This is a genomic window from Aeromonas sp. FDAARGOS 1407 (assembly GCF_019048725.1).
GTDB lineage: Bacteria > Pseudomonadota > Gammaproteobacteria > Enterobacterales > Aeromonadaceae > Aeromonas > Aeromonas enteropelogenes.
Window position 1 is genome coordinate 2,471,970 of record NZ_CP077399.1, and the last position, 25,121, is coordinate 2,497,090.

Consider the following 25,121-nt stretch of genomic DNA (forward strand, 5'->3'; position numbering starts at 1 on the left):
CAAGGAGCATCATGCGCCGCCTCTTTATCCAGTTTTATCTGTTGCTGATGGGCTGCTTCACCCTGGCGATCTTGCTGGTGGGCATGGTCTATCAGGTCACCGCCGAGCGGGCGGGGGATCGCTATCTGGAGCGGATGATGCAAGGCTCTCTGGGCCTGTTGACGGGGGAGCTGGCCAAGCTCTCCCCCGAACTCTGGCCAGAGCGCCTGCGGGTGCAGAGCCGTCAGCTCACCCTGCCGCTCAAGGTCGGGGCGCTGGCACAGCAACCGCTGGCACGGGAGGATCAGGCCTTTCTTGCCGCGGGCAATATCGTGATCGTCGAAGAAGATGACACCTTCTTGCAGCGCATCCCGGGTACCGAACAGGTGCTGATCGTCGGCCCCGTACCCTATCTCTCTTATCTTCATGAACTTCACTGGGTTGATGTGGGGTTGCTGCTGCTGATCGGGCTCTCCCTCGGGGTGCCCATCCTGCTCTGGCTGCGTCCCCACTGGCGCGGTTTGCAACAGCTGGAACGCACGGCCCGTCTGGTTGGCGACGGCGATCTCTCCCGTCGCACCAATCTGCCGGCGGGGAGCAGCCTGGCGCACGTGGGGCGAACCTTCGATGAGATGGCCGCCCAGCTGCAGGCCATGCTGGCCAGTCGCAAGCAACTGACCGATGCCATCGCCCATGAGTTGCGTACCCCGCTGGTCAGGTTGCGCTATCGCCTTGCGATGCTGGAGCCCCAGCCGGCCGCGCCGGATCAGCAAGCGCTGGAGCGTGATCTGGGGGCGCTGGATGCCCTGATCGAGGAGATGCTCACCTACGCCAGGCTGGACAGGCCCGAGATGCCGTTGCAGTGCGACGAGATCGAGCTGGGGGCATGGGCACGGCAGCACAGCGCCGACTGGCAGGCACTGCGGCCCGATAAAGAGCTGGTTTTTGAGCTTCAGCCTATCGACATGCCCTGGTGCGGCGATCAACGCCTGCTGGCCCGTGCCGTGGAGAATCTCATCGGCAATGCCCTGCGCTATGCCGAGCACAGGGTCGTCTTCACCGTCTCGCGCTTGCAGGATCGTTACCTGCTGGAGGTGAGCGACGACGGGCCCGGTATCGATCCGCAGCTGGCCTCGCAAATATTCGAGCCGTTTGTCAGGTTGGACAAGAGTCGTGACCGCCGCACCGGTGGCAGCGGCCTCGGGCTGGCCATAGTGCGCAGCATTGCCCGCCATCACGGGGGAGAGGTGGCCCTGCTGCCCGGTGACGGCGGTGCCCGTTTCTGCCTCACCCTGCCTGTACATTTGGATACAAACCGTCACCAACCACTCACGGAAGCGCGGCCGTCCTCCCTTTAGGATGAAGTCATGGAGAAGGCTCCATGACACCCACCTGAATAAGGAAAATGAAGATGAAAAAGATCATTCCCCTGACCCTGGCCGCCGTTTTCGCCCTCACCTCCGGTTTCACCATGGCGGCCACCCCGACCACGTCTGCGGCGCCGCAAACCACCCAGACCAAGGTGGTGAAAAAACACCATAAAGCAGCTCATGCCAAGGCGCCGGCCGTCAAGGTAGCCCCGACCACCAAATAATCGCCGCCTGCCGGCGTGATAAAACATCAAAGGGAGGCTGATGCCTCCCTTTGATGTTGTTAGTCCCCGATAACTGCCGTTCGATTGAGTTGTGAGCAAGGGGTCTGCGAGTTGCGCTTCATTTCATCCGCAAGGGTTCTGTTTTGGGTAGCAGGTAGCCTGCGAGATGCCCGTTTTTGCCGCAGTTCAACACATCAGAGCACCTAATCCCGGCAAGATGAGGTATCTTATGCCCCGATTTCATCCATCAAACGGATAAGAGACAACACATGATCATCAAACCCAAGGTTCGCGGCTTTATCTGCACCACCACTCACCCGGTCGGGTGCGAAGCCAATGTTCGTCGTCAGATTGCCTATACCCAGGCCAAGGGCACCATCGAGAATGGTCCCAAGAAGGTGCTGGTGATCGGCGCCTCCACCGGTTATGGCCTGGCGTCTCGCATTGCCGCCGCCTTTGGCTCCGGCGCCGCCACCCTCGGCGTCTTCTTCGAAAAAGCCGGCACCGAGACCAAGCCGGGCACCGCCGGCTGGTACAACTCCGCCGCCTTTGACAAGGCCGCCAAGGAAGCGGGCCTGTATGCGAAAAGCGTCAACGGCGATGCCTTCTCCAACGAGTGCCGTGCCAAGGTGATCGAACTCATCAAGCAGGATCTGGGTCAGGTTGACCTGGTGGTCTACTCCCTGGCCTCTCCGGTGCGCAAGATGCCGGAAACCGGCGAAGTGGTACGCTCTGCCCTGAAACCCATCGGCGAGGTTTACACCACCACCGCCATCGACACCAACAAGGATCAGATCATCACCGCCACCGTCGAGCCGGCGAATGAGGAAGAGATCCAGAACACCATCACCGTCATGGGTGGTCAGGACTGGGAGCTGTGGATGGCTGCCCTGCGCGATGCGGGCGTGCTGGCCGATGGCGCCAAGTCTGTGGCCTACTCCTACATCGGTACCGATCTGACCTGGCCCATCTACTGGCATGGCACCCTGGGCCGCGCCAAGGAAGATCTGGACCGCGCCGCCAGCGCCATCCGTGGCGATCTGGCTGCCAAGGGCGGCACCGCCCACGTGGCCGTGCTCAAATCCGTGGTGACCCAGGCATCAAGCGCCATTCCTGTGATGCCGCTCTACATCTCCATGGCCTTCAAGATCATGAAGGAGAAGGGCATTCACGAGGGCTGCATGGAGCAGGTGGATCGCATGATGCGCACCCGTCTGTATGGTGCTGATCTGGCGCTGGACGAACAGGCCCGCATTCGCATGGATGACTGGGAGCTGCGTGAAGATGTGCAGCAGACCTGCCGCGATCTGTGGCCGTCTATCACCAGCGAGAACCTCTCCGATCTGACCGACTACACCGGCTACAAGCAGGAGTTCCTGCGTCTGTTCGGTTTCGGCCTGGACGAGGTGGATTACGATGCGGATGTGAACCCGGACGTGCAGTTCGACGTGGTCGAGCTGTAAACCGGTTGTTCGTGAAAACAGGGCCCTGCGGGGCCCTGTTTTTTTATGGCCGTCTACCGATTTTATCGAATCAGTACGAGTCCTTGTTGATGGTGTGCCCAGATGCCTGTGAGTTAGGTTGCAAAATGGTGTGGCGGCCTCTTTCGCCGCCATCGCCGCGGTGCTATTACTGCTGGTAATCTTTGTTATAACTCGGTTTTTTGCAAAAAACGGACGGTGTTCCGGCGTGTCACGGATGACGGCAAGATCTGGATTGGGGGCGGTTGACCCAATCCCGTGACAGGGCGTGGCCATCATGATGGGACCTGGCGGTCAATAGGGAGAGGTTATGGGGCATAGAGGGATCATCAGGCTGGCAGGGATACTGCTGGCCCTGCTCATGGTCAATAGCGGGTGGGCGGCGGAGCCGAGACTGGAGCCGACCGAGCAGGAGCGGGCTCAGACCCTGACCCTGTTTCACGAGCCCATCGTGATGCTGCAAGCGAAATTCGGCCGCCTTGACGGGGCGGCCCGGGTGCGGATCGTCAAGGAGCGAGTAAGGCAGCTACAGCCCGAAGATTTGACCCATCCTGTGACCGTGGTCAGCTCGACCCGACTCGGCCAGGAGGCCAGGGAGTTCAGGATCCATGACAAGCACCTGCTGGTGCTGCTGGAAAAGGATCTGGAGTGGCTCGATGAGCTGACCCTGGATCAGGCTGCCGAGCGGGTGCGGGCGAGGCTGGAGAATGTGCGGATCAAGGTGCTGGAGCTGCACTCCAACGCCTATCTGATCAAGGCCGCGGGCAAGACGGTGCTGGTGACCCTGATTTTTCTGGTGGTGGTCCAGCTGCTGCGGCGGGGTCACCTGCGGGCGCGCCGCTGGTTTGCCAACAACCTGCTGCAGCAAAAGGGGCTGATCCCCCATCAATGGCGTCAGGTGCTCGGCGATCTGGAGATCCGCGTCATCGGCGTATTCACCTTGCTGGTGATCCTGCTGCTCACCTATGGCTGGCTCACCTATGTGCTGGGACTGTTTCCCCATACCCGGGTCTGGAGCGAGCAGTTGGGCTCCTCCCTGCTGGGGCTGTGCAGCGACATCCTGAGCGGGATCATCGCCGCCATGCCGGGGCTTGCGACCGTGCTGGTCATATTCGTGCTGACCAAGCTCTTCATCCGCATGCTGGCCGTCATCTTCGAGCGCATCGAGCGCGGCCAGTTCCGGGTGCAGGGGTTGCACTCCGAGACGATTGGGGCGACCCGCCGTCTGCTCTCTGTGGTGATCTGGCTGTTTGCCCTGACCGTCGCTTACCCCTATCTGCCGGGGGCGGATTCGGACGCCTTCAAGGGGGTGAGCGTCTTCTTCGGTCTGATGGTGACCCTGGGCTCGGCCGGGATCATGAACCATGCCATGAGTGGCCTGGTGCTGATCTACTCGCGGGCCCTGCGGCCGGGGGATTTGGTGCAGATAGGGGAGGTGGAAGGGGTCGTTACCGAGCTGAGCGCCCTCTCGACCAAGCTGGTGACCCGTCATGATCACGAGGTGACCCTGCCCAACGCCGTGGTGGTAGGGGGCAAGGTGACCAACCTGAGCCGGTTATCGAGCGACAAGGGTATCGCCCTGCTCACCAAGGTCACCATCGGCTATGACACTCCCTGGCGCCAGGTGCATGCCATGCTGGAGCTGGCGGCCAGGCGCTGCCAGTTGATCAATCAGGAAGAGGCGCCTCTGGTGCGCCAGCTCAATCTGCAGGACTGGTATGTGGAGTACGAGCTACAGGTGCGGATGAAAGAGGGGCTCTTGCCCGGCCCGGTCAGAACAGAGTTGCACGGCCACATCCAGGATGTGTTCAACGAGTTCGGGGTGCAGATTATGTCCCCCAATTTCGTCGCCCAGCCGGAGCAAGCGGTGCTGGTACCCCGGGAGAATTGGTATCAGGCCCCTGCAGTGCCGCCCGCCGAGGTGGCAACCGGGGAGAAAGGGAAGAAATAACTCACAAAGCGGGCCTCGCAGTGCGAGCCTCCCGCCATAAAAAAATCCGAAGCGGTGCAGGCCGCTTCGGATTTTTTATGCTTGGCCTGCTATCTGAGATGGGTAACAGGCCGGGGCAGGAGCCGAGCAGTGTCTACTGCTTGTAGCCCTTGAGGAAACGGGCGAGACGACCGATGGCGTCCTCCAGCTCCTCTTCCCGGGGCAGGAACACCAGGCGGAAGTGATCCGGCGCCGGCCAGTTGAAGCCGGTGCCCTGCACCAGCAGCAACTTTTCTTGCTGCAGCAGGTCGAACACCATCTTCTGGTCGTCGCGAATGTCATACACCTTGGGATCCAGGCGCGGGAACATGTAGAGCGCCCCCTTGGGCTTGACGCAGGAGACCCCGGGGATCTCGTTCAAGAGCTCCCAGGCCTTGTCGCGCTGGCGGCGCAGGCGACCGCCCGGCAGGATCAGTTCGTTGATGCTCTGGTAGCCGCCAAGGGCGGTCTGAATGGCGTGCTGCATGGGCACATTGGCGCACAGGCGCATGGAGGCCAGCATCTCCAGCCCCTCGATATAGCCGCGGGCGCGCCCCTTGGGCCCGGTAATGACCATCCAGCCCTGGCGGAAGCCGCAGGCGCGATAGGCCTTGGAGAGGCCATTGAAGGTCACTACCATCACATCGTCACACAGGGTGCAGACGCTGGTGTGGGAGATGTCGTCGTAGAGGATCTTGTCGTAGATCTCGTCGGCGAAGATGATGAGGTTGTGCTGGCGGGCGATCTCGATCACCTCCAGCAAAAACTCGCTGCCGTAGACGGCGCCGGTCGGGTTGTTGGGGTTGATCAGCACCAGGCCGCGGGTGCGCGGGGTGATGCGGGCACGGATGTCGTCGAGATCCGGGTACCAGTCGGCCCCTTCATCGCAACGATAGTGCACCGCGTGGCCACCGGAGAGGGTGACGGCCGCAGTCCACAGCGGGTAGTCGGGGGAGGGCACCAGCATCTCGTCGCCGTTGTTGAGCAATGCCTGCATCGCCATCACGATCAATTCGCTCGCGCCGTTGCCGATGTAGATGTCGTCGATATCTACCTTGCGCATCCCTTTTTGCTGGTAGTACTGCATCACCGCCTTGCGGGCCGAGAAGAGCCCCTTGGAATCGCAGTAGCCCTGGCTCTGGGGCATGTTGAGGATGACATCCTTGATGATCTCTTCCGGTGCATCGAAACCAAACGGCGCCGGGTTGCCGATGTTGAGCTTGAGGATGCGGTGTCCTTCGTCTTCGAGACGGCGAGCCTCTTTATGCACCGGGCCGCGGATGTCATAGCAGACATCGTCGAGCTTGTGCGACTTGTCGATAGTGAACATGGTGACTGTGATTCCTTCCCCGTGGGGACGCGTTGGCGAAAAAGGCGGTTTTTAGTATCAAATTTCTCTTCCCCTATTCTTCACAGAATTGAATGCTAGAACAATCTTCTTTTTAGTAGAAATCCCTGATTTTTAGCTCCAAAACAGGGTTATCAAAAAGTTAAATTCAGCATGATCGTTTGTGTGATATCGGGATCGCCAGTGAAAGATGATGGGTTGATTAACAAAGCTACCTGACTGTGTTGAAATTATCACGCTCTCTGGCACGATTGGCTTGCGGAAAAATTCGTCTTCCACTCCCCGTTTTTGACAGCAAACCGGCGGGATGGCGTGAGCCAGCCCATGCTCGCCGGTGTCATCGTTTCATCTCGTTCAATCCCAGGAGGGATCTCCATGCATGCACCCGTACCCGGCCGTTATCGTCACTTCAAGGGGGGGCTTTACCAAGTCCTCACCTTGGCCTTGCACACTGAAACCGGGGAGCAGCTGGTGATCTATCGCTCCGAGCAGGATGGCGAGGTCTATGCCCGTCCCATGGCCATGTTCATGGAGTGGATTGAACATCAGGGAGAGGTGGTGAGCCGCTTCACACCGGTCGGGGAGTGAGGGGGAAGCGCATCCCCGGAAGTGGGCAAGCGGTCTGATGGAGTCAAAATGGTCATAAGTTGTCGCATGAAACTTATCCTCATGAGGCTGGCATTTCGCGACACTACTGATAAATGCCTTATCTAATCAATGCTTTGTGATATGGGTCACAATTTTTGAACATCCCGGGCAGGGTTCGCATCCCGGATTCACACTCCCATAATGTCGCACCTGTTAAATCATGGGCTCTGTACGGAGCTTTTTAGTGTCACTTTATGGGGAGAAATCGCGTGAGACCTGTTGCTGCCGAGTTTATTGGAACCTTCTGGCTGGTGCTGGGGGGATGTGGAAGCGCCGTATTGGCGGCGGCCTTTCCGGATGTCGGGATCGGTCTGCTGGGGGTCGCCCTGGCCTTCGGCCTGACGGTACTGACCATGGCTTTTGCCATCGGTCATATCTCGGGTTGCCACCTCAATCCGGCGGTCACCGTGGGATTGTGGGCGGGTGGCCGTTTCCCGGCGACCGGGGTCGTGCCTTACATCGTGGCCCAGGTGCTGGGTGGCATTGTTGCAGCCGGCGTGCTCTATGTGATTGCCAGCGGCCAGGCCGGATTTGATCTCTCCGCCGGGTTTGCCTCCAACGGGTATGGCGAACACTCGCCGGGTGGCTACACCCTGACGGCTGCGCTGGTGTGCGAAGTGGTGATGACGGCTGTCTTCCTGTTCGTCATCATGGGGGCGACCGACAGCCGCGCGCCGGCCGGTTTTGCACCGATCGCCATCGGCCTGTGCCTGACTCTGATCCACCTCATCAGTATTCCGGTGACCAACACCTCGGTCAACCCGGCCCGCAGTACCGGTGTGGCCCTGTTTGTCGGCGACTGGGCGACCAGCCAACTGTGGCTGTTCTGGGTTGCGCCGATTGTCGGGGGCATTCTGGGGGCACTGGCCTATCGTCTGGTGGCTGACGAGCAGAAGTAAGCGCTCGCCATAACATGTGTGGTCTCGACACGCCTGCGGGCGTGTTTTTTGTTTTTGCAGGGTTGGTGAGAACGAGAAACGACGAGGACTAGAGCCCCTTGGCCTGCAGCATCTCTTTGTAGCGCTGGTGGAGCAGCTGGACGCGTTCTACATAGGCCCGGGTTTCGGCATAGGGGGGGATCCCGCCATGCTTTTGCACGGCGCCTGCGCCGGCGTTGTAGGCGGCCGTCGCCAGTGCCACGTTGCCATCGTACAGTTTGAGCAGCCCCGCCAGGTATTTCACCCCGCCAAAGATGTTCTGCTCCGCCAGCAAGGCGTTGCCAACCCCGAGCTCCCGCGCGGTGGCAGGCATCAGCTGGGTCAGCCCCATGGCCCCCTTGCGGGAAATGGCCAGCGGGTTGAAGGCTGACTCGGCATGGATCAGGGCACGGATCAGGGCTGGCTCCACCTGATAGGCCTTGGCGGCTGCCTTGATGGTGCTGGCATAGTCGTAGAGAAACAGTCCCGTGGTCTGCCAGTTGACGCGAGAGTCGGGATTGCAGGCGAAGCAGTCATTGAACAGCAGCAACTCATAATGGCCCTGCTCCGGGATCATATCGGAGTAGCGGGTTACTCCATTTTGCTGCACCGATTTATAGACATGGATCTGCTTGCTGCCGGCGGGAGGGGCCGGTTGGGGGGCGGGTTCCATTTGCGCGACGGGCTGTGGCTCGGAGGTCACAAAGACCACCTCTGCGGGGAGAGGTGTCTGGCTCCAGCCCGGGATGGGGATCAACAGTAGATGGCTCGCCAGCATCCATGCTTTCAAGTGCGTGCTCCTTGTCGTGTACAACTGCTTGAGTAAAGCATCATGGCCAGATCGGGACAAGCGCTGAAGGGCAGGCCGGGGCCGATTGGGTGAGGCGGGTCACAGCCTGTGACACCGGATGGGGCAGAGGTGCGGCTTTGCCCGCGCCGACGCTTTTTTGTCGCGGGCAGGCGTGCTATCTTGCTGGGTCAATCTGGTCGGATTAGTCCACAATATCTGACATTACCAATTGATTAGCAAAGGATTTGTTTGTGACTCGCACGCCGGCAATGGAGCTTACCTTCGAAGAGTACTGCGACGCCGACCTCTCTCTTATCAGGGATTATTACGAAACGACCTTCTCCCACTATGTGCCGGATCTGGCCGAGCGGATCTTTGTCGTGCGTGATGCTCACTGGCTGGTAGGAGCGGTCAGGTTGCGGGACGAAGACGAGTTCTATCACCTGTGCGGGTTTCGCTTGCTGCCTCATTACCAGTCCTTGGGGCTGGGCTCACGGCTGCTGCAATATGCCTGCGACGGCCTGGCTGACAAGCCGGTGGTGTGCCAGGCACTGCCCTTCGAGAAACCCTTTTACCTCAAGGCTGGCTTTGTCGATATGCGGCTCGACCGTCTGAGAGGCGCCCTTCACTCCCTCTATGAGCGGCAGTTGCAGCAGGGTTATCAGGTGGAGTTGCTGGTGCGACAGAGCGCACCAGCAGAGATGGCCTGGTTAGCGGGGATTAGTCAGCAAGTGGATTTTGCCCGGTGACAGCTCCACCCCCAGCAGGTTCTCCTTGAGCCAGGCCTGCTGCGGATCCTTGTCGTCAAGCCGATAGACGGGCTGGGTCTCCAGGCGTTTTTCCATGCTCTGCAGCAGCATGCCGAGCATGAGTCCGAATTTTTGCTGGGCGGCTTCAGGCTCCAGCTTGTACTCCACCAGCTTCATATTGTCGAGAAACAGGGCACTCTGGCTCTTGTCGTAGCGGGGCCTCGCCTCGTAGGTCATCTGCAGGCTGGCGTCATATTCGGTGTTGTCCGGCAGCGCTATTTTCAGCTTCCCCTTGCCATAGACCCGGGCGGTATCGGGCTGCTGGCGTCCGATCTGGACGTCGCTCTGCTCCAGCAGTACATGGGCCTTGATGATGCCGGGCAGTTCCAGCTGTTTGTCGACCTTGACCTGGGATTGCAGGTACTGGTTTATCTGTTGTTCATTGATGTCATATGAGCCTTGACCTAGCATGGCCAGGCTGAGCAGCATAGATTGCAGGATCATGGATGAGACCTGATTGAATGGATGTGCCCTACAGCATACCATTCTGGCCTGATGGGGTCTGCCCACCGTTCTGTTTGTCGATTAGAAGAGGAGTTCCCGTTGTTTAACGGTCTGGAACACGATCTCCAACTGCTGTTTTCCCGTTTTCTGGGTTGGCTGCTGCTGTTATTTCACACCGTCATCGTGGCCGGTGTGTCGCTTAGGGTGGTGATGAAGCGCCGTCCCATCGGGGTGTCGCTGGCCTGGCTGGCTCTCATTTATGCCATCCCGTTTGCCGGGGTGGGGTTCTACGTCCTGTTTGGCGAGATCCGGCTCGGCCGTCGCCGCGCCGAGCGTGCCCAGGCCATGTACCGCCCTTATGCCATCTGGATCCGTCAGTTGGCCCGCCTGTTTCCCCAGCACTGCTGCGAGGTGGGGGCCAAGGCCCAGCCGCTTCATGATCTGATCCAGGGCCGCCTGGCCATGCCCATGCTCTCCGGCAACCGCATGACCCTGCTCAACAAACCGGACTGGATCCTGCGGGAGATCGCCCAGGATATCCGCCGCTCTACGCTTTCCTGCTATCTGGAGTTCTATATCTGGCACCCTGGTGGCGATGCTGACATGGTGTGCGAGGCCCTGATGGAAGTGGCACAGCGCGGCGTGGATTGTCGTTTGTTGCTCGACTCGGTGGGCAGCTCGCAGTTTTTCCGCTCCCCCTGGCCCAAGAAGCTGCGCAAGGCGGGGGTCAAGCTGGTGGAGGTGTTGCCCGTCGGTGCCTGGCGCATTCCGTTCCAGCGCCAGGATCTGCGGATGCACCGCAAGCTGGTGGTGATCGACGACAGGGTTGGCTACACCGGCTCCATGAACATGGTGGATCCCCGTTTCTTCAAGCAGGATGCCGGGGTCGGCCAGTGGGTCGACATCATGATCCGGGTGCAGGGCCCCATGGTGCCCCTGATGTGGTCCATCTTCGTCTGGGACTGGGAGATGGAAACCGGCGAGCGCTTACTCGACAGCCTGCAGCACGAACCCGAAGCCTGGCCCCAGACCGATTATCGCGCCCAGCTGATCCCCTCCGGTCCCTTCGTCGGGGGAGACTGCATCCAGCAGAGCCTGCTGCTGGCCATCTATCAGGCTCATAGTCACCTGGTGCTCACCACCCCCTATTTCGTACCGGACGATCCCCTGGCGGCGGCCCTCAGCTCGGCGGCAGCCCGTGGCGTGCAGGTGCAACTGGTGCTGCCGGCGCGCAACGACTCCATCATGGCCAACTACGCCTGCAATGCCTTTATGGAGGAGCTGCTGGAGGCGGGGGTGGAGATCTATCGCTACGACGCCGGCCTGCTCCACACCAAGAGTGTGCTGGTGGACGACGATTTCGCGCTGGTGGGCACGGTCAACCTGGATCGCCGCAGCCTCTGGCTCAACTTCGAAGTGACCCTGCTGGTAGACAATCCGGCCTTTGTCGCCCAGATGAACCAGCTGGTGCAGGGGTATATGGCGGAAGCCACCCCCATGACCCTGGCCCAGTGGCGTGCCCGTCCCTGGTACAAGAAGGTGATGGAGAATATCTTCTATCTTTTCAGTCCCCTGCTGTGACCAGCATGACGAGCTCTGGCACGGGATTTCCGTTCATTGGGCTTGCCTGGTCGGGAGCTGGCCCCGTAGAGTGCAGTGACAATCCCTGGAGACTCATCAACATATGAAAAAAATAGTGGCCCTGGCCGTCGGCGCGGCACTGGTAGGTGGTGGTTTGGCGGCGTGCTGGTATACCGGCAACAGCTTCGATCGCCTCATGACGGAGCAGATTGCCAAGGTCAAGCATGACAGTGGCCTCGATCTCGCCTGGGTGCCTGGTAGCAGCAATCTGTTCACCCGGGACGGCGTGCTCAAGCTGGTGATCTCGCCCCAGGAGATGGCGGCGTTTGACGGTGGCATGGGGGGCGATCAGCCGCTGGAGCTGCAATTTACGGTCAACAGCCGCATCCTGCCGCTCTATATCAAGAGCCATGCCCTGCTCGATACCCGGCAGGGGTCGCTGGCCCCTGTATTCAGCGCTCTCAAAATGGAGCAGTGGCAGTTTGGCATGGAGTCGTTGAGCAGCCTCTGGACCATGAGCAACAGCAGCCGTTTCTGGGCCAACGAGTTCAAGGTCAAACAGGGGCTGGATGAATTCAGCTTCCTGCCGCTCAATGGCGAGTATCACGGGGATCTGGACGGCAACGGCCATATCACTATGAGCTGGCAGGGGATGACGGTGCACGAAGAGCAGAACAAGCTCGATCTGGTGTTGGCAGACATGAGGGGGAGTGCCGATCTGGCCGAGATCAGCGGCATCCTGCTGGCGCCCCAGAGCGAGATGACCCTGGCGGCGCTGACGCTGCAATTGCCCGATAGTGCCAGGATTGTCCTGCAGGGGATGAGCACCCAGACCCAGATCAAGGGCAACGATGCCCTGACTCTCTCCAGCACCTATCAGATGAAAATTGCCAAGCTCAATCTGGAGAACGAGTCTGATGCCCTGGCGGTGACCGACGCCTCGCTGGCAGTCAGCCTCAATGGCCTGGATCTGGAGGGCTACCAGGGGTTGCAGGCAGCCGGTGGCCAGGGGATCGACGAAGTGGCGGTCCAGCAGGCACTGGACAAGATGCTCAAACGTGGTGCCAGCCTAGAGCTGACGGATCTGAGTGCCAAGCTCAATGGCGAGCCCGTCACCATGAAGGGGGAGGCGACCCTGGCCCCGACCTCGCTGGAGCAACTGTTCAACAGCGAGCAGGGGATGCAGGCGCTGACCGGGGTGCTGCACGCCAGCCTTGGCGACAAGCTGGGCAAGGCGGTACCACAGCTGGCACCTATGCTCGATCAGTTGACCCTGATGGGTTATCTGAAGGCGCAGCCGCCTCACCTCAACGCCGAGCTCAAGCTCACCAAAGAGGGCGTGACGGTCAACGAGCTGCCGCTCTGACATCGCCGTAATACAACAAAGGCTCCCTTGGGAGCCTTTGTTGTTTGAGGTGGCATTACTTGAACACCACCGTCTTGTTGCCGTAGACGAACACCCGCTCGTGCAAGACCAGCTCCAGGGCGCGGCTCAGTACCGACTTTTCCACATCCCGTCCGGCCTTGGCCATGTCATCGGCGGTGAAGGTGTGATCCACGTGGATCACGTCCTGCTCGACGATGGGGCCTTCATCCAGATCGTCGGTAACGAAATGGGCGGTGGCGCCGATCAGCTTGACTCCGCGATCGAATGCCTGGCGATAGGGGCGGGCACCGATGAAGGCGGGCAGGAAGGAGTGGTGGATGTTGATGAGTTTGCGCGGGTAGGCGGCGACAAAGCTTGGGGTCAGTACCCGCATGTATTTGGCCAGGATCACGTAATCGGGATCATAGCTGTCGATGATGGCGCGCACCTGCTCCTCGTGCTCGGTGCGGCTCAGCTCGTCGTGGCTGACGGTATGAAACGGGATATCGAACTTGCCGGTAAGCTCGGCCAGGGTGTCGTAGTTGCCGATGACGGCGACTATGTCCATGTCCAGCGCGCCGGCGTAGTTCTTCATCAGGATATCGCCGAGGCAGTGAGCCTCCTTGGTCACCAAGATGACGATGCGTTTCTTGCCAGCCTTGACCAGGCGGCGCAGGGCACCAATCGGCAATGCATCATCGAGGTCGGCCAGCAGGGTCTCGTCGTTGAAACGCCCCTCCAGCTCGGTGCGCATGAAGAAACGGCCATTCTCGTGGTCAACGAACTCATCGTTCTTGATGATATTGAGCTGATGCTTGTAGCAGATGTTGGTGATCTTGGCGATGAGGCCCTTGGCGTCCGGGCAGTCCGTCAACAGTATTTTCTTTTCCATCTCTGTCATTTTCCGTTTGTGGTGTTGGCGCCTGTCGGGCTGCGCAGGCGGCGCGTTTTTTCAGGCACTATGCCACAAACAAATTGAGGCCATAAAGAAATTCGGCGGCTCGTCATGGTCTTCTGGGTCAGGGCGGTCTGAGTCTGCAACATACGAGTCCTTCCATGGTCGGTTTTCGCGTTGACAGGGATTTGGGCTGGTATCTGCAACCGTTTTTCTTTAGGCTGTCGGGGCTTATTCTCAGGGCGGGGTGAAATTCCCCACCGGCGGTATCCCGATTGACTCGGGGAGCCCGCGAGCGCCCGACCCCGGTTTGACACCGGGTCGGGGTCAGCAGATCCGGTGAGATGCCGGAGCCGACGGTTACAGTCCGGATGAAAGAGGATAAGACAGACTTTTGCAGGCAAGCCCCGCGCGGGCCAGCCGCTGCATGCCTATCTCTGTCTGCCTTTCCGTGCCCTGATTCTGGTCCTTGTCTTGTTTAGGAGTTTTACCATGAATCAGTCTCTACTCAGTGAATTCGGTGATCCCGTTGCCCGTGTCGAAGCAGCGCTCGAGGCCTTGCGTGCCGGTCGTGGCGTTCTGGTTGCCGACGATGAAGATCGGGAGAACGAGGGCGACCTCATTTTCGCCGCGCAGTCCATGACCAACGAACAGATGGCGCTGATGATCCGCGAGTGCTCCGGCATCGTCTGTCTCTGCCTGACCGATGAGCGGGTGCGCCAGCTCGAATTGCCCATGATGGTGGAGGCCAACTCCAGCCACTATCAGACCGCATTCACCGTCACCATCGAGGCGGCGCAAGGGGTCACCACCGGTGTTTCCGCCGCCGATCGCATCACCACCATCCGCGCCGCCATTGCCGATGGCGCCAAGCCGGGAGATCTGCATCGTCCGGGCCATGTCTTCCCGCTGCGAGCCCGCACCGGCGGGGTCTTGACCCGTCGCGGTCACACCGAGGCGACAGTCGATCTGATGCAGCTTGCCGGGCTCAAACCGTTCGGCGTATTGTGTGAGTTGACTCGGGAGGATGGCTCCATGGCGCGGCTGCCGGATCTGGTCACTTTTGGTCGCAAGCATCAGATGCCGGTCTTGACCATTGAGGATTTGGTGCAATATCGCCAATTGTTGTCAGAACAAACCGCCTGAGGCTCATACGAAATTGTAATAAGGGAAGTTTTTGGTTAGTCTTTGTGCGTACCCCGGTTACGTGACACTCATTTTTGGTCGATTCTGGGTAAAAAATGCTCGGTCGAAAAAAAATGAGGGTTTTAATGCATTTATCTGTGCTGGGGGCTATGCAAAGTATGATTTTTTTGTGCCATAATCACGCCGCTTGCTAAACGTCTGGCGAGTTCAAGGGAGCTTTAAAAATGAAAAAATTGTTGTTGGTAGGTGTTGTTGGTCTGTCCGCTCTGCTGGGTGGTTGCGCTAACACCAGCGAACTAGAAACCTCCGTTCAGAATCTGTCTAACAAAGTTGACCAGCTGGCTCAAGATGTTAGCGCAGTTCGTGCTGATCAGTCCAAGATCGCTGCTGATGTTGCTGAAGCCAAGCAAGAAGCTATGCGTGCTAACCAGCGCATCGACAACATGGCTACTTCCTACAAGAAGTAATCCATGCAAAAAAATGGCGCAGCAATGCGCCATTTTTTTATGTCTGAAATTCACCAATTCTTTACCTGACGTTCACTTCCTGACCCATGAGGTCATGCCGGTTTCCCGGCACTCCCCCACGTAATTCCACACGTTATTTCGCGTCTCTCAATAGAGCAGGCTGTAGAGTTTGCGACGATAGTTTTGCGCCGCCGGCGTACTGCCCATGGTCGCCAGAATATCGAGATAAGTTTTTCTGGCATCGCCAAACGCCAGATCCCGCTTGAGAATGCTCAGCAGCAGCCCCAGCGCCTCTTCCTGACGTCCCGCCTGGTTGTATTGCACCGCCAGATCCTGAGCCAGGGCAAAATCATCCGGATGTTCGGCGTAGCGCGCCTCCAGTGCCCGCAGCTCCGGGCTGTCGGCAGCTTGCAGCGCCAGGGCAAGCCGTGAACTCAGGGCCTGGTAGTGACCATCCTGCGCCGCCATGGGGATCTGACCGAGGCGCTCCTGCGCTTCATCCAGCAGATTGAGGTCGAGCGCCGCCTGAATGAGCCACAGGCTGATATCGTGACGTTCAGGAGCCAGCTGGTGGGCCTTGCCAAGATGGGCATAGGCGGTGCTGGGCTGCTCGTCGGCCAGCGCCTGCTGGGCCTTGGCCAGCAACTCTTCCTCCTCCTTGGGTGCGAAGGCGGCAAAGTACTGGCGCAGGGTGGCCTCATCCTGCGGGCCTTCGATGATCGCCTGTTCGTCGGGGCGGCCCTGATGGAACAGCACCAGGGCGGGCAGGGCGCGCAGCCCGAGCTGGCTGGCCAGCGGCTGCAGCTGGGGGTCGTTCATGTCCACTTTGGCCAGGGTCACCTGCGGGTTGGCAGGGCCGACCAGAGATTCGACCAGCGGGGTCATTCCCTGGCATTCCGGCATCTGCGGCGCATGGAAGTAGATGACGACCGGCTTCTTCATGGAGGCATCGATCAGTTCGGCGTGAAAATTCTGGGGAGTAATGTCGACGATCATGAGTTGGACTCTTCAGAGAGGGTGTTGAACAAGATGGGGCTGATGGCATGGCAATTCAAGCGCTCATCCAGCCGATAGCAGTGAACCAGAGAATGGCTGGCCGCAATGCTCAACCAGCCGCTGGCAAATGGCCAGTCCTGCACCTGGTAGCACGTGTTATCCAGCCGGTTGTCGAGACGCCACCCCTCTTCCGGGAGGAAACAGATCTTCTCAAGCCCGGCGGCGATGCCGCCACCATGGGCTTTGAGCACCGCTTCCTTGCGTGACCAGAGCCGGTAAAAGGCACTCTCCTGCTGAGTGTCTGGCAGCTGACTGAGCCAGTTGTATTCGCTCTTGGCATAGAAGCGCCGGGCAAGGGGCAGGGGACTGCGGCGGCGCATGCCCAGCTCGAGATCGACCCCGAGCGGCCCCTGCGCGCTCAGGGCCAGCACCAGCCAGGGACCGCTGTGGCTGAGGTTGAAATGCCAGGCATCATCCTGCAGCCGTGGCTTGCCATGCTCCCCCTGGCCAAAGTGCAATTCACTGGCTGGCTGCTGCAGCCGTTCGGCCAGAAGCTGGCGCAACAGGCCTCGGCTGACCAGGTACTCCTGGCGCCGCGCCGGCAGCGTTATCGAGTGCCAGATATCTCTCTCTTCGGCGGATAACAGGGTGGTCAGCCGGGTGAGCTGGGCTTCATGGATGTTTGCCGGTCTTAACAAGAAAAGATCCGTGGCGGTCATAATTTTTCACTTTAAAAAGGGGCTGAAACAGGGATAAAAGTCAGTTTTCTATGAGGCCCGAGGCCATTTCGGGGATTGTATATTGTTTGTTCATGATCACATTAATTATGAAAAACAACGCATTTACTTGCAAAAATGTGACCTCGATAGGGATTTTCACTTGCCTCGATAGAATTCTTGGATATAGTCGAGTGCTGTTGCCTTATGAATTGCCCTTTGGGGCCGTATTTTAACAAGATTTACGTTTTTACGGGGATAAAGGATTGCGCCACCTGATGCTACTGCTGGTCGCGCTCGGTATGGTGGGTTGTGCTTCGGCACCCCAGCCCGAGGTCGCGAGCAAGATTGAAGTTGCCATGATGGAACCCGTTGTCGAACCGGAACCGTCGCAAACACCGGATGTGAACGAAATTCTGACCGTGTACAAAGAGTGGCGCGGTACGCCCTACCGTTATGGTGGCACCACTGAACGTGGTATCGATTGCTCGGCATTCACCCGCGAAGTATTCCGCAATGCCATCGGCATCGAATTGCCCCGGGATACCCGCTCCCAGGTTCATGAAGGCGCTCGCGTCGCCAAGCAGGATCTGGTCGAAGGGGATCTGGTCTTCTTCAAGATCAATCGTCGCCTCAATCATGTCGGCATCTATGTGGGCAATGGCGAGTTCATCCACGCCTCCACCCGAGCCGGGGTAACGCGCTCCAAGCTCGACAGTGCCTACTGGCGCAGCAAGTTCTGGCAGGCACGCCGGATCGATATCTGAGTCAGGCTGGACAAACGGCTCGCGGTACGGACTGTTTTTCCAACCTCACTTGAACCGGGCTCTCGCAGCCCGGTTTTTTATGGCCATCATTTAGACTTTACCGCCTCAAGTCACTATAGTGTGGCCCCCGTTTTTCCTCGGCAGACCCAATATGACATCGCACAGTGACCGCAAATCCGGACTCCATCCCCGCAACCGTCATCAGGAGGGTTACGACCTTGAGGCACTCTGTCTGGTGACTCCCGAGCTGGCAGCCCATGTGTTCACCAACGACTATGGCAAACGCACCATCGACTTTGCCGATCCGTTGGCCGTCAAGGCGCTGAACAAGGCGCTGCTGGCACGTCACTATGGCATTGCTCATTGGGATCTGCCCGCCGGTTATCTTTGCCCGCCCATCCCGGGGCGCGTCGACTATCTGCATCGAGTGGCGGATCTTCTGGCCGAGAGTGCAGGGGAGGTGCCCACCGGCAAACAGGTACGGGTGCTGGATATCGGGGTCGGTGCGAACTGCATTTATCCACTGCTGGGGGCTCGAGAGTATGGCTGGCGCTTCGTGGGGGCGGATATCGATCCCGTATCGGTCAAGGCAGCGACCCTGCTGGCCGCCAGCAATGGCCTCGGCAAACAGATCGAATGTCGCCTGCAGACCAATGCCAGGCAGGTTTTTCGCGGCATCATTGGGCCCAGGGAGCAGTTTTCGCTGACCCTTTGCAACCCGCCGTTTCACGCCTCGCTGGAGGAGGCGAGCAAGGGAACCGAGCGCAAGCTGCGCAATCTGGGCAAAGGAGAGGCGGGCAAGCCGGTGCTCAATTTCGGCGGTCAGAAGGCCGAGCTCTGGTGCGAGGGAGGCGAGGCGGCCTTTCTGGCCAACATGATTGGTCAAAGCAGGGAGTTTGCCGGCCAGTGCCTCTGGTTCAGCTCCCTGGTTTCGAAGAAAGAGAACTTGCCTGCGGCGAAAAAAGCGTTGGGTCGGGTCGGCGCCGTCGACGTGCGGGTCATCGACATGGCACAGGGGAACAAGATCAGCCGGGTATTGGCCTGGACGTTCCTCGACAAGGCCGCTCGAACAGCCTGGTGGTCCAGAACCCGATGAGTTGTTTTTCACAAGGCCCGACAGGGCCTTTTTTGATGATTTTTTTGGTTGTTTTTTAGCTAAATCAAGGCGTTTTGCCATCCGAACCCAGCTTGGCAGATTATCTTTATTTAGGGCCTGTAAGTAGTCACTTTCGCCTTGGTACAGTTGTACGCCGAGATTTTTTTGCACTTTCACCTGTAACTTTAATAAAATAGGACTGGTTAGACCTCTTATAGGCATTGAATCGAATAGGGATCGGTAGATGAAAGTTGTCGATTTTCTGAAGCACAAGCGCGAAATTTTGGCGCAGCACCCCTTTGAGCTCAAGGATTGGCTCTCTCCGGCGATCCGCGACTACTGGCGTGAGTTTCAGCAAAAGGCACACCTGCATCCTTTGCTGGGGCGCGTGCTCGATCCTCACGGTGAAACCCAGCACGGCCAGCAGCAAGAGTCCGTCGCCGTCGCCCAGGTTGCCAATGGCCAGCCTGCCATGGTGCAGGAGCCGGCCATCGAGCTGGACGAGGCCGCTGCCGCACTCTATGCCGAGTTGCAGGGCCGTATCGGTGAAGAGACTCACGTCGGTGAATGGCTCCATGTCAGCCAGCAGATGATCGATCAGTTTGCTGCGGTGACGGGGGATCACCAGTGGATCCACACCAATCCCGAGCGTGCCGCCGCCGAGTCGCCCTTCAAGACCACCATCGCCCACGGCTTCCTGACTTTGGCGTTGCTGCCGCAGTTGACCGGTTCGGTCGACGAGAGCACTCCCGAGTTTCCCACCGCTCGCATGGTGGTGAACTTTGGCCTCGACCAGGTGCGTTTCCCCTATCCCATCAAGGTGGAGAGCAATATCCGCGCGCGCACCAAACTGGCTCGCGTCATCCCCATCAAGGGCGGGCTGGAGCTGCTCAAGGAGATCAAGGTGGAGATCGAAGGGATCCGCCGTCCCGGCTGCGTCATCGAGTCGGTGACCCGCATCTATTTTTAATCACGTCTTCGCAGTGAATCGTTGAACGGGCCCGCTTTGTCGGGTCCGTTTTTGTATCCAGCGAAGAGAGGGTGATCTGCCCATGACAGCCAGTGTCATGAACAGCTTGATATGACTCACAAAAACGGTGTCGTCGCAGTTAGCCAGCTCTCATTTTGATAAGACGGCGAACTGATGAGATAGCATTTTATGCCACTATTGAATCCTTGCTCCCTATCCTGGAGAAAATAGTGCCAATTAATCACAAGATTATTCTGCCTGTGCTGCTCAGTCTGTTTATCCTGCTGATCCCGACCCATTGGATCCCGTTGGAGGGGATCACAGTGGTGGAGCAGCGGGTTGTCGCCATCTTCGTGCTGGCCGCACTGTGCTGGATCCTCGAGCCCATTCCCATCTTCGCCACCTCGGTCCTGATCATAGTGCTGGAGCTGCTGCTGCTCTCTGACAAGGGGCTCTGGTTCATGACGGCCGACAAGGGCGAGACCGGCTTTGGCACCTTGCTGACCTCGACCGAGATCATGGCCACCTTCGCCTCCCCGGTCATCATGCTGTTTCTCGGTGGCTTCTTTCTGGCCATCGCCGCGACCAAATATCATCTGGACGTGAACCTGGCCCGGGTGCTGCTGCGCCCCTTCGGGCGCAATCCGCGTGTCGTCATGCTGGGTCTCATGCTGATCACCGCGACCTTCTCCATGTTCATGAGCAATACCGCGACCACGGCCATGATGCTGGCGATCCTGGCGCCGGTATTGGCGGTGTTTCCCGACAAGGATCCCGCCAAGATCGGGTTTGTGCTGGCGATTCCCCTGGCGGCCAACCTGGGGGGGATAGGCACACCAATTGGCACGCCCCCCAACGCCGTAGCTCTCAAGTACCTGACCGGTGAGCATGCCATCTCCTTTGGTCAGTGGATGGGATTTGCGGTGCCCTTCGTGGTGCTGTTGCTGCTGCTTGGCTGGTTCCTGCTTGGGCGTTTCTATCCCAGCCAGCTCAAGCAGATGGATCTCAAGATTGAGGGGCGCTTCATGCAAACGCCCCGGGCCTGGGTGGTTTACCTCACTTTTATCCTCACCATAGTGTTGTGGCTGATGGGTGACCTGCACGGCATGAGCTCCTATGTGGTCGCCATGATCCCGGTGGCGGTATTCCTCATCACGGGCATTATCACCAAGGAGGATTTGCACAGGATCTCTCTGGACGTGTTGTGGCTGGTATCGGGCGGTATCGCGCTGGGTCTGGCGCTGGAGGATTCCGGATTGGCGGAGCGGCTGATCACCCATATCCCGTTCCATGAATACTCTACTTTGGTGGTGCTGGTAGGGGCCTGTCTGCTGGCGGTAGTGATGGCCAACTTCATGTCCAATACGGCGACGGCCAACCTGCTGTTGCCACTGGTGGCGGCGCTGGCCGTCAGCATGCCGGGACTGGCCGAGTGGGGGGGCAGCCACACCCTGATCCTGGCAGTCACCATTTCGGTATCCCTTGGCATGTCCTTGCCGATCAGTACGCCCCCCAATGCGCTGGCCCACGCGACCGGTCTGGTGGAGAGCCACCAGATGGTGCGGATCGGCGTCATCATGGGGTTGGTTGGCACTGTTCTGGCCATGGTGTGGATCTACCAGATTGCCGCCTGGGGTCTGATTTGAACCCGGGTCATGCAATAGTAAAGGGGAGCCATCACGGCTCCCCTTCTTTATATGGCTGTATTTGACAGTCGCTTGCCTAGAAACTGGCACCCAGGCTGATCAGGTGGCGGATCTCGCTCTCCTTGAGGCTTTGCTCTACCCCCTCATACCGGATATCCCCATCCTGCCAGTCGAGCTCACTCGACCAGGAGAGGCGGATATTGTCGTTGAGGTAGTAACGTAATCCTATGCTGCCATTGATATCCTGCTCCAGGGTGACATAGGGGGACGGCTGTGACAGATACTTCAAATAAGTCCCCTTGCTGAACAGTTCTAACTGCTGTTGCCAGAGCGAGAATGGCTGACGGTAATCCCAGCCCAGGCTGCCGATGGGGTAGCTGATGATGCGGGAATCAAACAGACGCAGGCCTGTCCAGCTGCCGTCGCGAAAATAGGTGCGCTGTATGCCCGCCTGGGCAATCAGTTCGAGCCGCCTGCGCTTGTCGTTCCAGAAACGGTAACCGGGGCCCGAGCTGAAGTCCAATTGGAGGTAGTTCTCATCCAGCATGTCGTACTCGGCATTGAGGGAGTTGCGGACAAACCAGTGATTGTTGAAGAAAAAGTCCAGGGTCGGGTTGAGTTTATAGTCGTGACTGTTGGTCTCGCCATTGGCGGTTTCGTAGTTGTACTCCCCTGACAGGCTGTAACGCCAGTCGAGGTTGGCGACCTCCGTCTTGCCCTTGATGTTGATGTCGTTGGTGCGGGTCTCGTTCTCCTTGAGCTTGATATTGAGATCGCCATTACCGGTCCAGAGCCAGGCATTGCGCTCATCCTCATCCCCCTGAAACAGCGGTATGCCCCCCTTGGCCGTGGCTCTGGGTTTGTCCTGCTTCTCCAGCCGCCAGCGTTTGACTGCTTCCCGTTTGATCGTCACGGCCTGGCTATAGGGCAGGGCGATGCGCACCGACTCATCGGTGATCTCCTCTATGGTTCCGGTCAGGCGATCGCCGTTGCGCATCCAGAGAATGTCCTTGGCCCATGAGGGGGGGCTTGCCAGCATGAACAGGAGGAGCAGGTATCTCATGAGCAATGATGACTCCGGTACTTAGCCGCTGATGGGTCGGGGCAGCCCGTTCTTGCTGTCCAGTGCGGCGGTGACATCGGCCTGAGTGACCTCGGGCGCGCTGATAAATTGCTCGATGGCTGGTGACAGAACCAGAGGGGCGCCATTTTCGAGTTCTTCCTCGGTACGGGACAGGGGCGAGTGCACCTCCAGCCAGCGCCGGCCATCGGGTTCGATGGCGACCTTGACCGGCTGGTTGATGACCCGTACCGGTGTGCCGACGGGCACTATCTTGAACAGCGACTCTATGTCATCCGGACGCAGACGGATGCAGCCGGCGCTGACCCGCAAACCGACGCCAAACTCCTTGTTGGTGCCGTGGATCAGATAATCCCGGTTGCCATAGCCCAGCCGCATGGCGAATTTGCCAAGGGGGTTTTCAGGGCCGGGGGGAACGACTGCCGGCAGGGAGATCCCTTTTTGTTCCAGCCAGGACTTGCGCACCATGGGGCCGGGCACCCAGGTCGGGTTCGGCTTTTTCTCGATGATGGTAGTCGTCATCTCCGGGGTTTCACGGCCGACATCGCCAATCCCGATGGGCAGCACGATCACCTCGTCCTTCCCCTTGGGGAAGTAGTAGAGACGCAGCTCGGGCAGGTTGATGACTATGCCCTCCCGGGGCACATCGGGCAGCAGCATCTGGGTGGGCAGGGTCAGCCGGGTGCCCGGGGTGGGCAGATAGGGATCAACACCCGGGTTGGCCTCAAGCAGTGCCAAAAAACCGGTGTGGGTATTTTTCCCGACCAGTTCCAGATGATCGTTGGGTTGGACTATGTAGTCTTCCAGCTCGCCGATCAGACGGCTGTTGGCGGGCGGGAGCGGGTAGGTCTGGGCCAGCACCTGAGTGGTGCAGAGCATGGTCATGGTCAGCAGGAAGGAGAGAGCAGATTTTATCGGCATGAGGCTTTCCATCAATTCACGTCTTTATATCGGGGCGGACATGTCGTCATTTCGCCAAGGAGGGACGCCGATTGTTCCTGAATCGGCCGAGGATTTCCAGTCTGCCTACTGGGTTCCATGCTGTAGAGGGGGCGTAACCGGCCTGAACGCGGTCATTTCTGTCATGTTGCCGGCAATATGAAGACAAAATGGGTTTTCGTCCGGAACACACCGAGAGAAAGCCTGGCGCTCCTTTTATGTTCAGTCGTTTGATATTAAAGATATTTTTATTGCATTCTCCGGGCACCTTGGGTAAAAACTCTCCTCACGGAGAGATGCCGGAGTGGCCGAACGGGATTGACTCGAAATCAATTGTGGTAGCAATACCACCCAGGGTTCGAATCCCTGTCTCTCCGCCATACATCAAGTTAAAGCCATTGATTTTGTTGGTTTTTTTATTTAATTGTTTTTCTGGTATGCCATTCAGTATGCCATTCAGTGTTGGTTGTCTTACTCCTCGATAGCACTCCTTTGGACAGGTCATAACCACTATTCCCTTCAAGTTACCCAAAACAAGAGAGGGCCATTGGCCCTCTCTTGTTATCTATGTTGTTGCTCCGTGCAAACCACACTGTTTGTACTTCTTGCCGCTGCCGAAGGACACGGCCCGTTGCTGCCAATCTTGATTGGCGCTACCACGAGTTGAGCACGTGCCGGTTGCTCGCTATGTTACGCCAGAAAGTGGGCATGCAAGCAAAGATAGGTTTTTGGTGGCATGCTATTGCAGATACTCATTGCTAAGCGCTTCAGCGAGGTAGGCATGGTCTCCAGCGGTTCAACTATCTGAATCGTCGCCACGATATCGTAGGTCACTGGGTCTACCGCCAGATGTAACTTGCGCCAGCCACTCCGCCTATTACGGTTTCAGCGCCGTGTTTTCTGACCTTCCATTCGCCTTCACTAAATACCTTCAGCTCAGTTGAGTCGATAACCCAGTCGGTAATGCGTCCCTTTGGGGGTTGTCGATAAGCGACCGTCACTGTGCGTGATCGCTTGCTGACGATGCAGTGCCAGCACGGCTTGTTGCTCCGGGGATTTGACAGGGACGAACCGCATGTTAGGTCGAGTCACGGCTTTGCAGATAGCTTCTGCGTCCGCAGCATCGTGCTTGTTGGTTTTGACATAGGGTTTGACGAACTGGGGTGTCATCAGTTTGACAGTATGCCCTAACAACATCAGGGTGCTGGCCCAGTAGTGAGAGGAGGCACACGCCTCCATGCCGATCAAGCAGGGTGGGATATTGGCAAAAAAGGAGGCTATTTGTGAACGCTTGAGTTGCTTGTTGAACAACCGCTTACCGTGCCCGTCCACCTGGAACACCTCTTTTGCCAAATCTATGCCGATTGTCGTCGCCATCATGGTGGTCGCCTCTCTCATCAGTGGGAACGTACACTCGCCACTGTGGCACTTCAGATGCCGTTTTGGGTAGGGGCGACCATTCCATTAACAACGCCG

General features: G+C 58.7%; 23 protein-coding genes, 1 tRNA gene, 2 pseudogenes and 1 riboswitch. Of the genes and pseudogenes, 16 read left to right on the forward strand and 10 right to left on the reverse strand.

The features are described from left to right. The first annotated feature begins 11 nt into the window (after positions 1 to 11). The 4 genes from rstB to I6L37_RS11895 all read left to right on the forward strand — a co-directional run bounded on the left by rstB (position 12) and on the right by I6L37_RS11895 (position 5,005). Positions 12 to 1,337 (forward strand): two-component system sensor histidine kinase RstB, encoded by a 1,326-nt coding sequence (rstB, locus tag I6L37_RS11880; protein ID WP_216991921.1) that lies wholly within the window; start codon positions 12 to 14, stop codon positions 1,335 to 1,337. A 53-nt stretch (positions 1,338 to 1,390) separates the two neighbouring features. Continuing rightward, a complete protein-coding gene (locus I6L37_RS11885; protein ID WP_216991922.1) occupies positions 1,391 to 1,573 on the forward strand; it encodes a hypothetical protein in 183 nt (60 codons plus the stop codon). 269 nt (positions 1,574 to 1,842) lie between these two features. Continuing rightward, entirely contained in the window at positions 1,843 to 3,036 is a 1,194-nt protein-coding gene (gene fabV, locus I6L37_RS11890) for an enoyl-ACP reductase FabV (protein ID WP_042027424.1), read from the forward strand. A 328-nt stretch (positions 3,037 to 3,364) separates the two neighbouring features. Beyond that, positions 3,365 to 5,005 (forward strand): mechanosensitive ion channel family protein, encoded by a 1,641-nt coding sequence (locus tag I6L37_RS11895; RefSeq protein ID WP_216991923.1) that lies wholly within the window; start codon positions 3,365 to 3,367, stop codon positions 5,003 to 5,005. Between the two features lie 133 nt (positions 5,006 to 5,138). Here I6L37_RS11895 and I6L37_RS11900 read toward each other — a convergent pair whose 3' ends face one another. After that, entirely contained in the window at positions 5,139 to 6,353 is a 1,215-nt protein-coding gene (locus I6L37_RS11900; protein ID WP_216991924.1) for a pyridoxal phosphate-dependent aminotransferase, read from the reverse strand. A gap of 393 nt (positions 6,354 to 6,746) precedes the next feature. On the opposite strand from I6L37_RS11900, the gene I6L37_RS11905 reads away from it, so the two are divergent. Then, entirely contained in the window at positions 6,747 to 6,959 is a 213-nt protein-coding gene (locus I6L37_RS11905; RefSeq protein ID WP_216991925.1) for a DUF1653 domain-containing protein, read from the forward strand. Between the two features lie 269 nt (positions 6,960 to 7,228). Continuing rightward, on the forward strand, positions 7,229 to 7,918 hold the full coding sequence (gene aqpZ / locus I6L37_RS11910) for an aquaporin Z (protein WP_042027418.1): 690 nt from the start codon (positions 7,229 to 7,231) through the stop codon (positions 7,916 to 7,918). Positions 7,919 to 8,006: 88 nt separating this feature from the next. Here the strand turns inward: aqpZ and I6L37_RS11915 are convergent, their stop codons facing one another. Then, positions 8,007 to 8,714 (reverse strand): lytic transglycosylase domain-containing protein, encoded by a 708-nt coding sequence (locus tag I6L37_RS11915; RefSeq protein ID WP_042027416.1) that lies wholly within the window; start codon positions 8,712 to 8,714, stop codon positions 8,007 to 8,009. 281 nt (positions 8,715 to 8,995) lie between these two features. Between I6L37_RS11915 and I6L37_RS11920 the strand changes: the two genes are divergently transcribed. Next, a complete protein-coding gene (locus I6L37_RS11920; protein ID WP_216994161.1) occupies positions 8,996 to 9,475 on the forward strand; it encodes a GNAT family N-acetyltransferase in 480 nt (159 codons plus the stop codon). Here I6L37_RS11920 and I6L37_RS11925 read toward each other — a convergent pair. Beyond that, positions 9,437 to 9,979, reverse strand: coding sequence for a DUF1439 domain-containing protein (locus tag I6L37_RS11925; RefSeq protein WP_042072791.1), 543 nt, complete (start codon positions 9,977 to 9,979; stop codon positions 9,437 to 9,439). The genes I6L37_RS11920 and I6L37_RS11925 overlap by 39 nt on opposite strands. 99 nt (positions 9,980 to 10,078) lie before the next feature. Between I6L37_RS11925 and cls the strand changes: the two genes are divergently transcribed. Together cls and I6L37_RS11935 are read left to right on the forward strand one after the other, a co-directional pair. After that, positions 10,079 to 11,560: a cardiolipin synthase gene (gene cls, locus I6L37_RS11930; RefSeq protein ID WP_042072789.1), complete on the forward strand. Its 1,482-nt coding sequence runs from the start codon at positions 10,079 to 10,081 to the stop codon at positions 11,558 to 11,560. 103 nt (positions 11,561 to 11,663) lie between these two features. Further along, on the forward strand, positions 11,664 to 12,926 hold the full coding sequence (locus I6L37_RS11935) for a DUF945 family protein (RefSeq protein ID WP_216991926.1): 1,263 nt from the start codon (positions 11,664 to 11,666) through the stop codon (positions 12,924 to 12,926). A gap of 55 nt (positions 12,927 to 12,981) precedes the next feature. On the opposite strand, the gene purU is transcribed toward I6L37_RS11935, so the two are convergent. After that, positions 12,982 to 13,818, reverse strand: coding sequence for a formyltetrahydrofolate deformylase (purU, locus tag I6L37_RS11940; RefSeq protein ID WP_042072786.1), 837 nt, complete (start codon positions 13,816 to 13,818; stop codon positions 12,982 to 12,984). 232 nt (positions 13,819 to 14,050) lie between these two features. Next, positions 14,051 to 14,208, forward strand: a riboswitch (FMN riboswitch). A 105-nt stretch (positions 14,209 to 14,313) separates the two neighbouring features. Between purU and ribB the strand changes: the two genes are divergently transcribed. Next, positions 14,314 to 14,967, forward strand: coding sequence for a 3,4-dihydroxy-2-butanone-4-phosphate synthase (gene ribB, locus I6L37_RS11945; protein ID WP_042027402.1), 654 nt, complete (start codon positions 14,314 to 14,316; stop codon positions 14,965 to 14,967). A gap of 224 nt (positions 14,968 to 15,191) precedes the next feature. After that, complete coding sequence (locus I6L37_RS11950) at positions 15,192 to 15,434, forward strand: Lpp/OprI family alanine-zipper lipoprotein (RefSeq protein WP_005334342.1); 243 nt, start codon at positions 15,192 to 15,194, stop codon at positions 15,432 to 15,434. A 147-nt stretch (positions 15,435 to 15,581) separates the two neighbouring features. Here I6L37_RS11950 and I6L37_RS11955 read toward each other — a convergent pair whose 3' ends face one another. Beyond that, positions 15,582 to 16,430, reverse strand: coding sequence for a tetratricopeptide repeat protein (locus tag I6L37_RS11955; protein ID WP_216991927.1), 849 nt, complete (start codon positions 16,428 to 16,430; stop codon positions 15,582 to 15,584). Then, entirely contained in the window at positions 16,427 to 17,149 is a 723-nt protein-coding gene (locus I6L37_RS11960; protein WP_216991928.1) for a 4'-phosphopantetheinyl transferase superfamily protein, read from the reverse strand. Before I6L37_RS11960 ends, I6L37_RS11955 begins: the two co-directional genes overlap by 4 nt. 275 nt (positions 17,150 to 17,424) lie before the next feature. On the opposite strand from I6L37_RS11960, the gene I6L37_RS11965 reads away from it, so the two are divergent. The 4 genes from I6L37_RS11965 to I6L37_RS11980 all read left to right on the forward strand — a co-directional run bounded on the left by I6L37_RS11965 (position 17,425) and on the right by I6L37_RS11980 (position 21,625). After that, positions 17,425 to 17,913, forward strand: coding sequence for a C40 family peptidase (locus I6L37_RS11965; protein ID WP_042027399.1), 489 nt, complete (start codon positions 17,425 to 17,427; stop codon positions 17,911 to 17,913). A gap of 151 nt (positions 17,914 to 18,064) precedes the next feature. Further along, entirely contained in the window at positions 18,065 to 19,009 is a 945-nt protein-coding gene (gene rlmF, locus I6L37_RS11970; protein WP_216991929.1) for a 23S rRNA (adenine(1618)-N(6))-methyltransferase RlmF, read from the forward strand. 244 nt (positions 19,010 to 19,253) lie between these two features. After that, positions 19,254 to 19,979: a MaoC family dehydratase gene (locus I6L37_RS11975; RefSeq protein WP_216991930.1), complete on the forward strand. Its 726-nt coding sequence runs from the start codon at positions 19,254 to 19,256 to the stop codon at positions 19,977 to 19,979. 230 nt (positions 19,980 to 20,209) lie between these two features. Continuing rightward, positions 20,210 to 21,625: a DASS family sodium-coupled anion symporter gene (locus I6L37_RS11980; protein WP_061475767.1), complete on the forward strand. Its 1,416-nt coding sequence runs from the start codon at positions 20,210 to 20,212 to the stop codon at positions 21,623 to 21,625. A gap of 76 nt (positions 21,626 to 21,701) precedes the next feature. Here the strand turns inward: I6L37_RS11980 and I6L37_RS11985 are convergent, their stop codons facing one another. Continuing rightward, a complete protein-coding gene (locus tag I6L37_RS11985; RefSeq protein ID WP_216991931.1) occupies positions 21,702 to 22,688 on the reverse strand; it encodes a DUF481 domain-containing protein in 987 nt (328 codons plus the stop codon). A gap of 21 nt (positions 22,689 to 22,709) precedes the next feature. Next, entirely contained in the window at positions 22,710 to 23,591 is an 882-nt protein-coding gene (locus I6L37_RS11990) for a L,D-transpeptidase family protein (protein ID WP_224212280.1), read from the reverse strand. Between the two features lie 344 nt (positions 23,592 to 23,935). Here I6L37_RS11990 and I6L37_RS11995 point away from each other — a divergent pair. Beyond that, positions 23,936 to 24,025, forward strand: a tRNA-Ser gene (locus tag I6L37_RS11995). A gap of 388 nt (positions 24,026 to 24,413) precedes the next feature. Here I6L37_RS11995 and I6L37_RS12000 read toward each other — a convergent pair. Together I6L37_RS12000 and I6L37_RS12005 are read right to left on the reverse strand one after the other, a co-directional pair. Beyond that, positions 24,414 to 24,685 (reverse strand): annotated as a pseudogene (locus I6L37_RS12000) (IS5/IS1182 family transposase); the annotation flags it as partial. Next, positions 24,666 to 25,025 (reverse strand): annotated as a pseudogene (locus I6L37_RS12005) (transposase); the annotation flags it as partial. The pseudogenes I6L37_RS12005 and I6L37_RS12000, both read right to left, overlap by 20 nt. Between the last annotated feature and the right edge of the window lie 96 nt (positions 25,026 to 25,121).

Bases quoted from the DNA above. Each gene is read 5' to 3' on its own strand.
- rstB (WP_216991921.1), top strand. From the start codon at position 12: ATGCGCCGCCTCTTTATCCAGTTTTATCTGTTGCTGATGGGCTGCTTC.
- I6L37_RS11885 (WP_216991922.1), top strand. From the start codon at position 1,391: ATGAAAAAGATCATTCCCCTGACCCTGGCCGCCGTTTTCGCCCTCACC.
- fabV (WP_042027424.1), top strand. From the start codon at position 1,843: ATGATCATCAAACCCAAGGTTCGCGGCTTTATCTGCACCACCACTCAC.
- I6L37_RS11895 (WP_216991923.1), top strand. From the start codon at position 3,365: ATGGGGCATAGAGGGATCATCAGGCTGGCAGGGATACTGCTGGCCCTG.
- I6L37_RS11900 (WP_216991924.1), bottom strand. From the start codon at position 6,353: ATGTTCACTATCGACAAGTCGCACAAGCTCGACGATGTCTGCTATGAC.
- I6L37_RS11905 (WP_216991925.1), top strand. From the start codon at position 6,747: ATGCATGCACCCGTACCCGGCCGTTATCGTCACTTCAAGGGGGGGCTT.
- I6L37_RS11915 (WP_042027416.1), bottom strand. From the start codon at position 8,714: ATGCTGGCGAGCCATCTACTGTTGATCCCCATCCCGGGCTGGAGCCAG.
- I6L37_RS11920 (WP_216994161.1), top strand. From the start codon at position 8,996: ATGGAGCTTACCTTCGAAGAGTACTGCGACGCCGACCTCTCTCTTATC.
- I6L37_RS11925 (WP_042072791.1), bottom strand. From the start codon at position 9,979: ATGATCCTGCAATCTATGCTGCTCAGCCTGGCCATGCTAGGTCAAGGC.
- I6L37_RS11935 (WP_216991926.1), top strand. From the start codon at position 11,664: ATGAAAAAAATAGTGGCCCTGGCCGTCGGCGCGGCACTGGTAGGTGGT.
- purU (WP_042072786.1), bottom strand. From the start codon at position 13,818: ATGGAAAAGAAAATACTGTTGACGGACTGCCCGGACGCCAAGGGCCTC.
- ribB (WP_042027402.1), top strand. From the start codon at position 14,314: ATGAATCAGTCTCTACTCAGTGAATTCGGTGATCCCGTTGCCCGTGTC.
- I6L37_RS11950 (WP_005334342.1), top strand. From the start codon at position 15,192: ATGAAAAAATTGTTGTTGGTAGGTGTTGTTGGTCTGTCCGCTCTGCTG.
- I6L37_RS11955 (WP_216991927.1), bottom strand. From the start codon at position 16,430: ATGATCGTCGACATTACTCCCCAGAATTTTCACGCCGAACTGATCGAT.
- I6L37_RS11960 (WP_216991928.1), bottom strand. From the start codon at position 17,149: ATGACCGCCACGGATCTTTTCTTGTTAAGACCGGCAAACATCCATGAA.
- I6L37_RS11965 (WP_042027399.1), top strand. From the start codon at position 17,425: ATGCTACTGCTGGTCGCGCTCGGTATGGTGGGTTGTGCTTCGGCACCC.
- rlmF (WP_216991929.1), top strand. From the start codon at position 18,065: ATGACATCGCACAGTGACCGCAAATCCGGACTCCATCCCCGCAACCGT.
- I6L37_RS11975 (WP_216991930.1), top strand. From the start codon at position 19,254: ATGAAAGTTGTCGATTTTCTGAAGCACAAGCGCGAAATTTTGGCGCAG.
- I6L37_RS11985 (WP_216991931.1), bottom strand. From the start codon at position 22,688: ATGAGATACCTGCTCCTCCTGTTCATGCTGGCAAGCCCCCCCTCATGG.
- I6L37_RS11990 (WP_224212280.1), bottom strand. From the start codon at position 23,591: ATGACCATGCTCTGCACCACTCAGGTGCTGGCCCAGACCTACCCGCTC.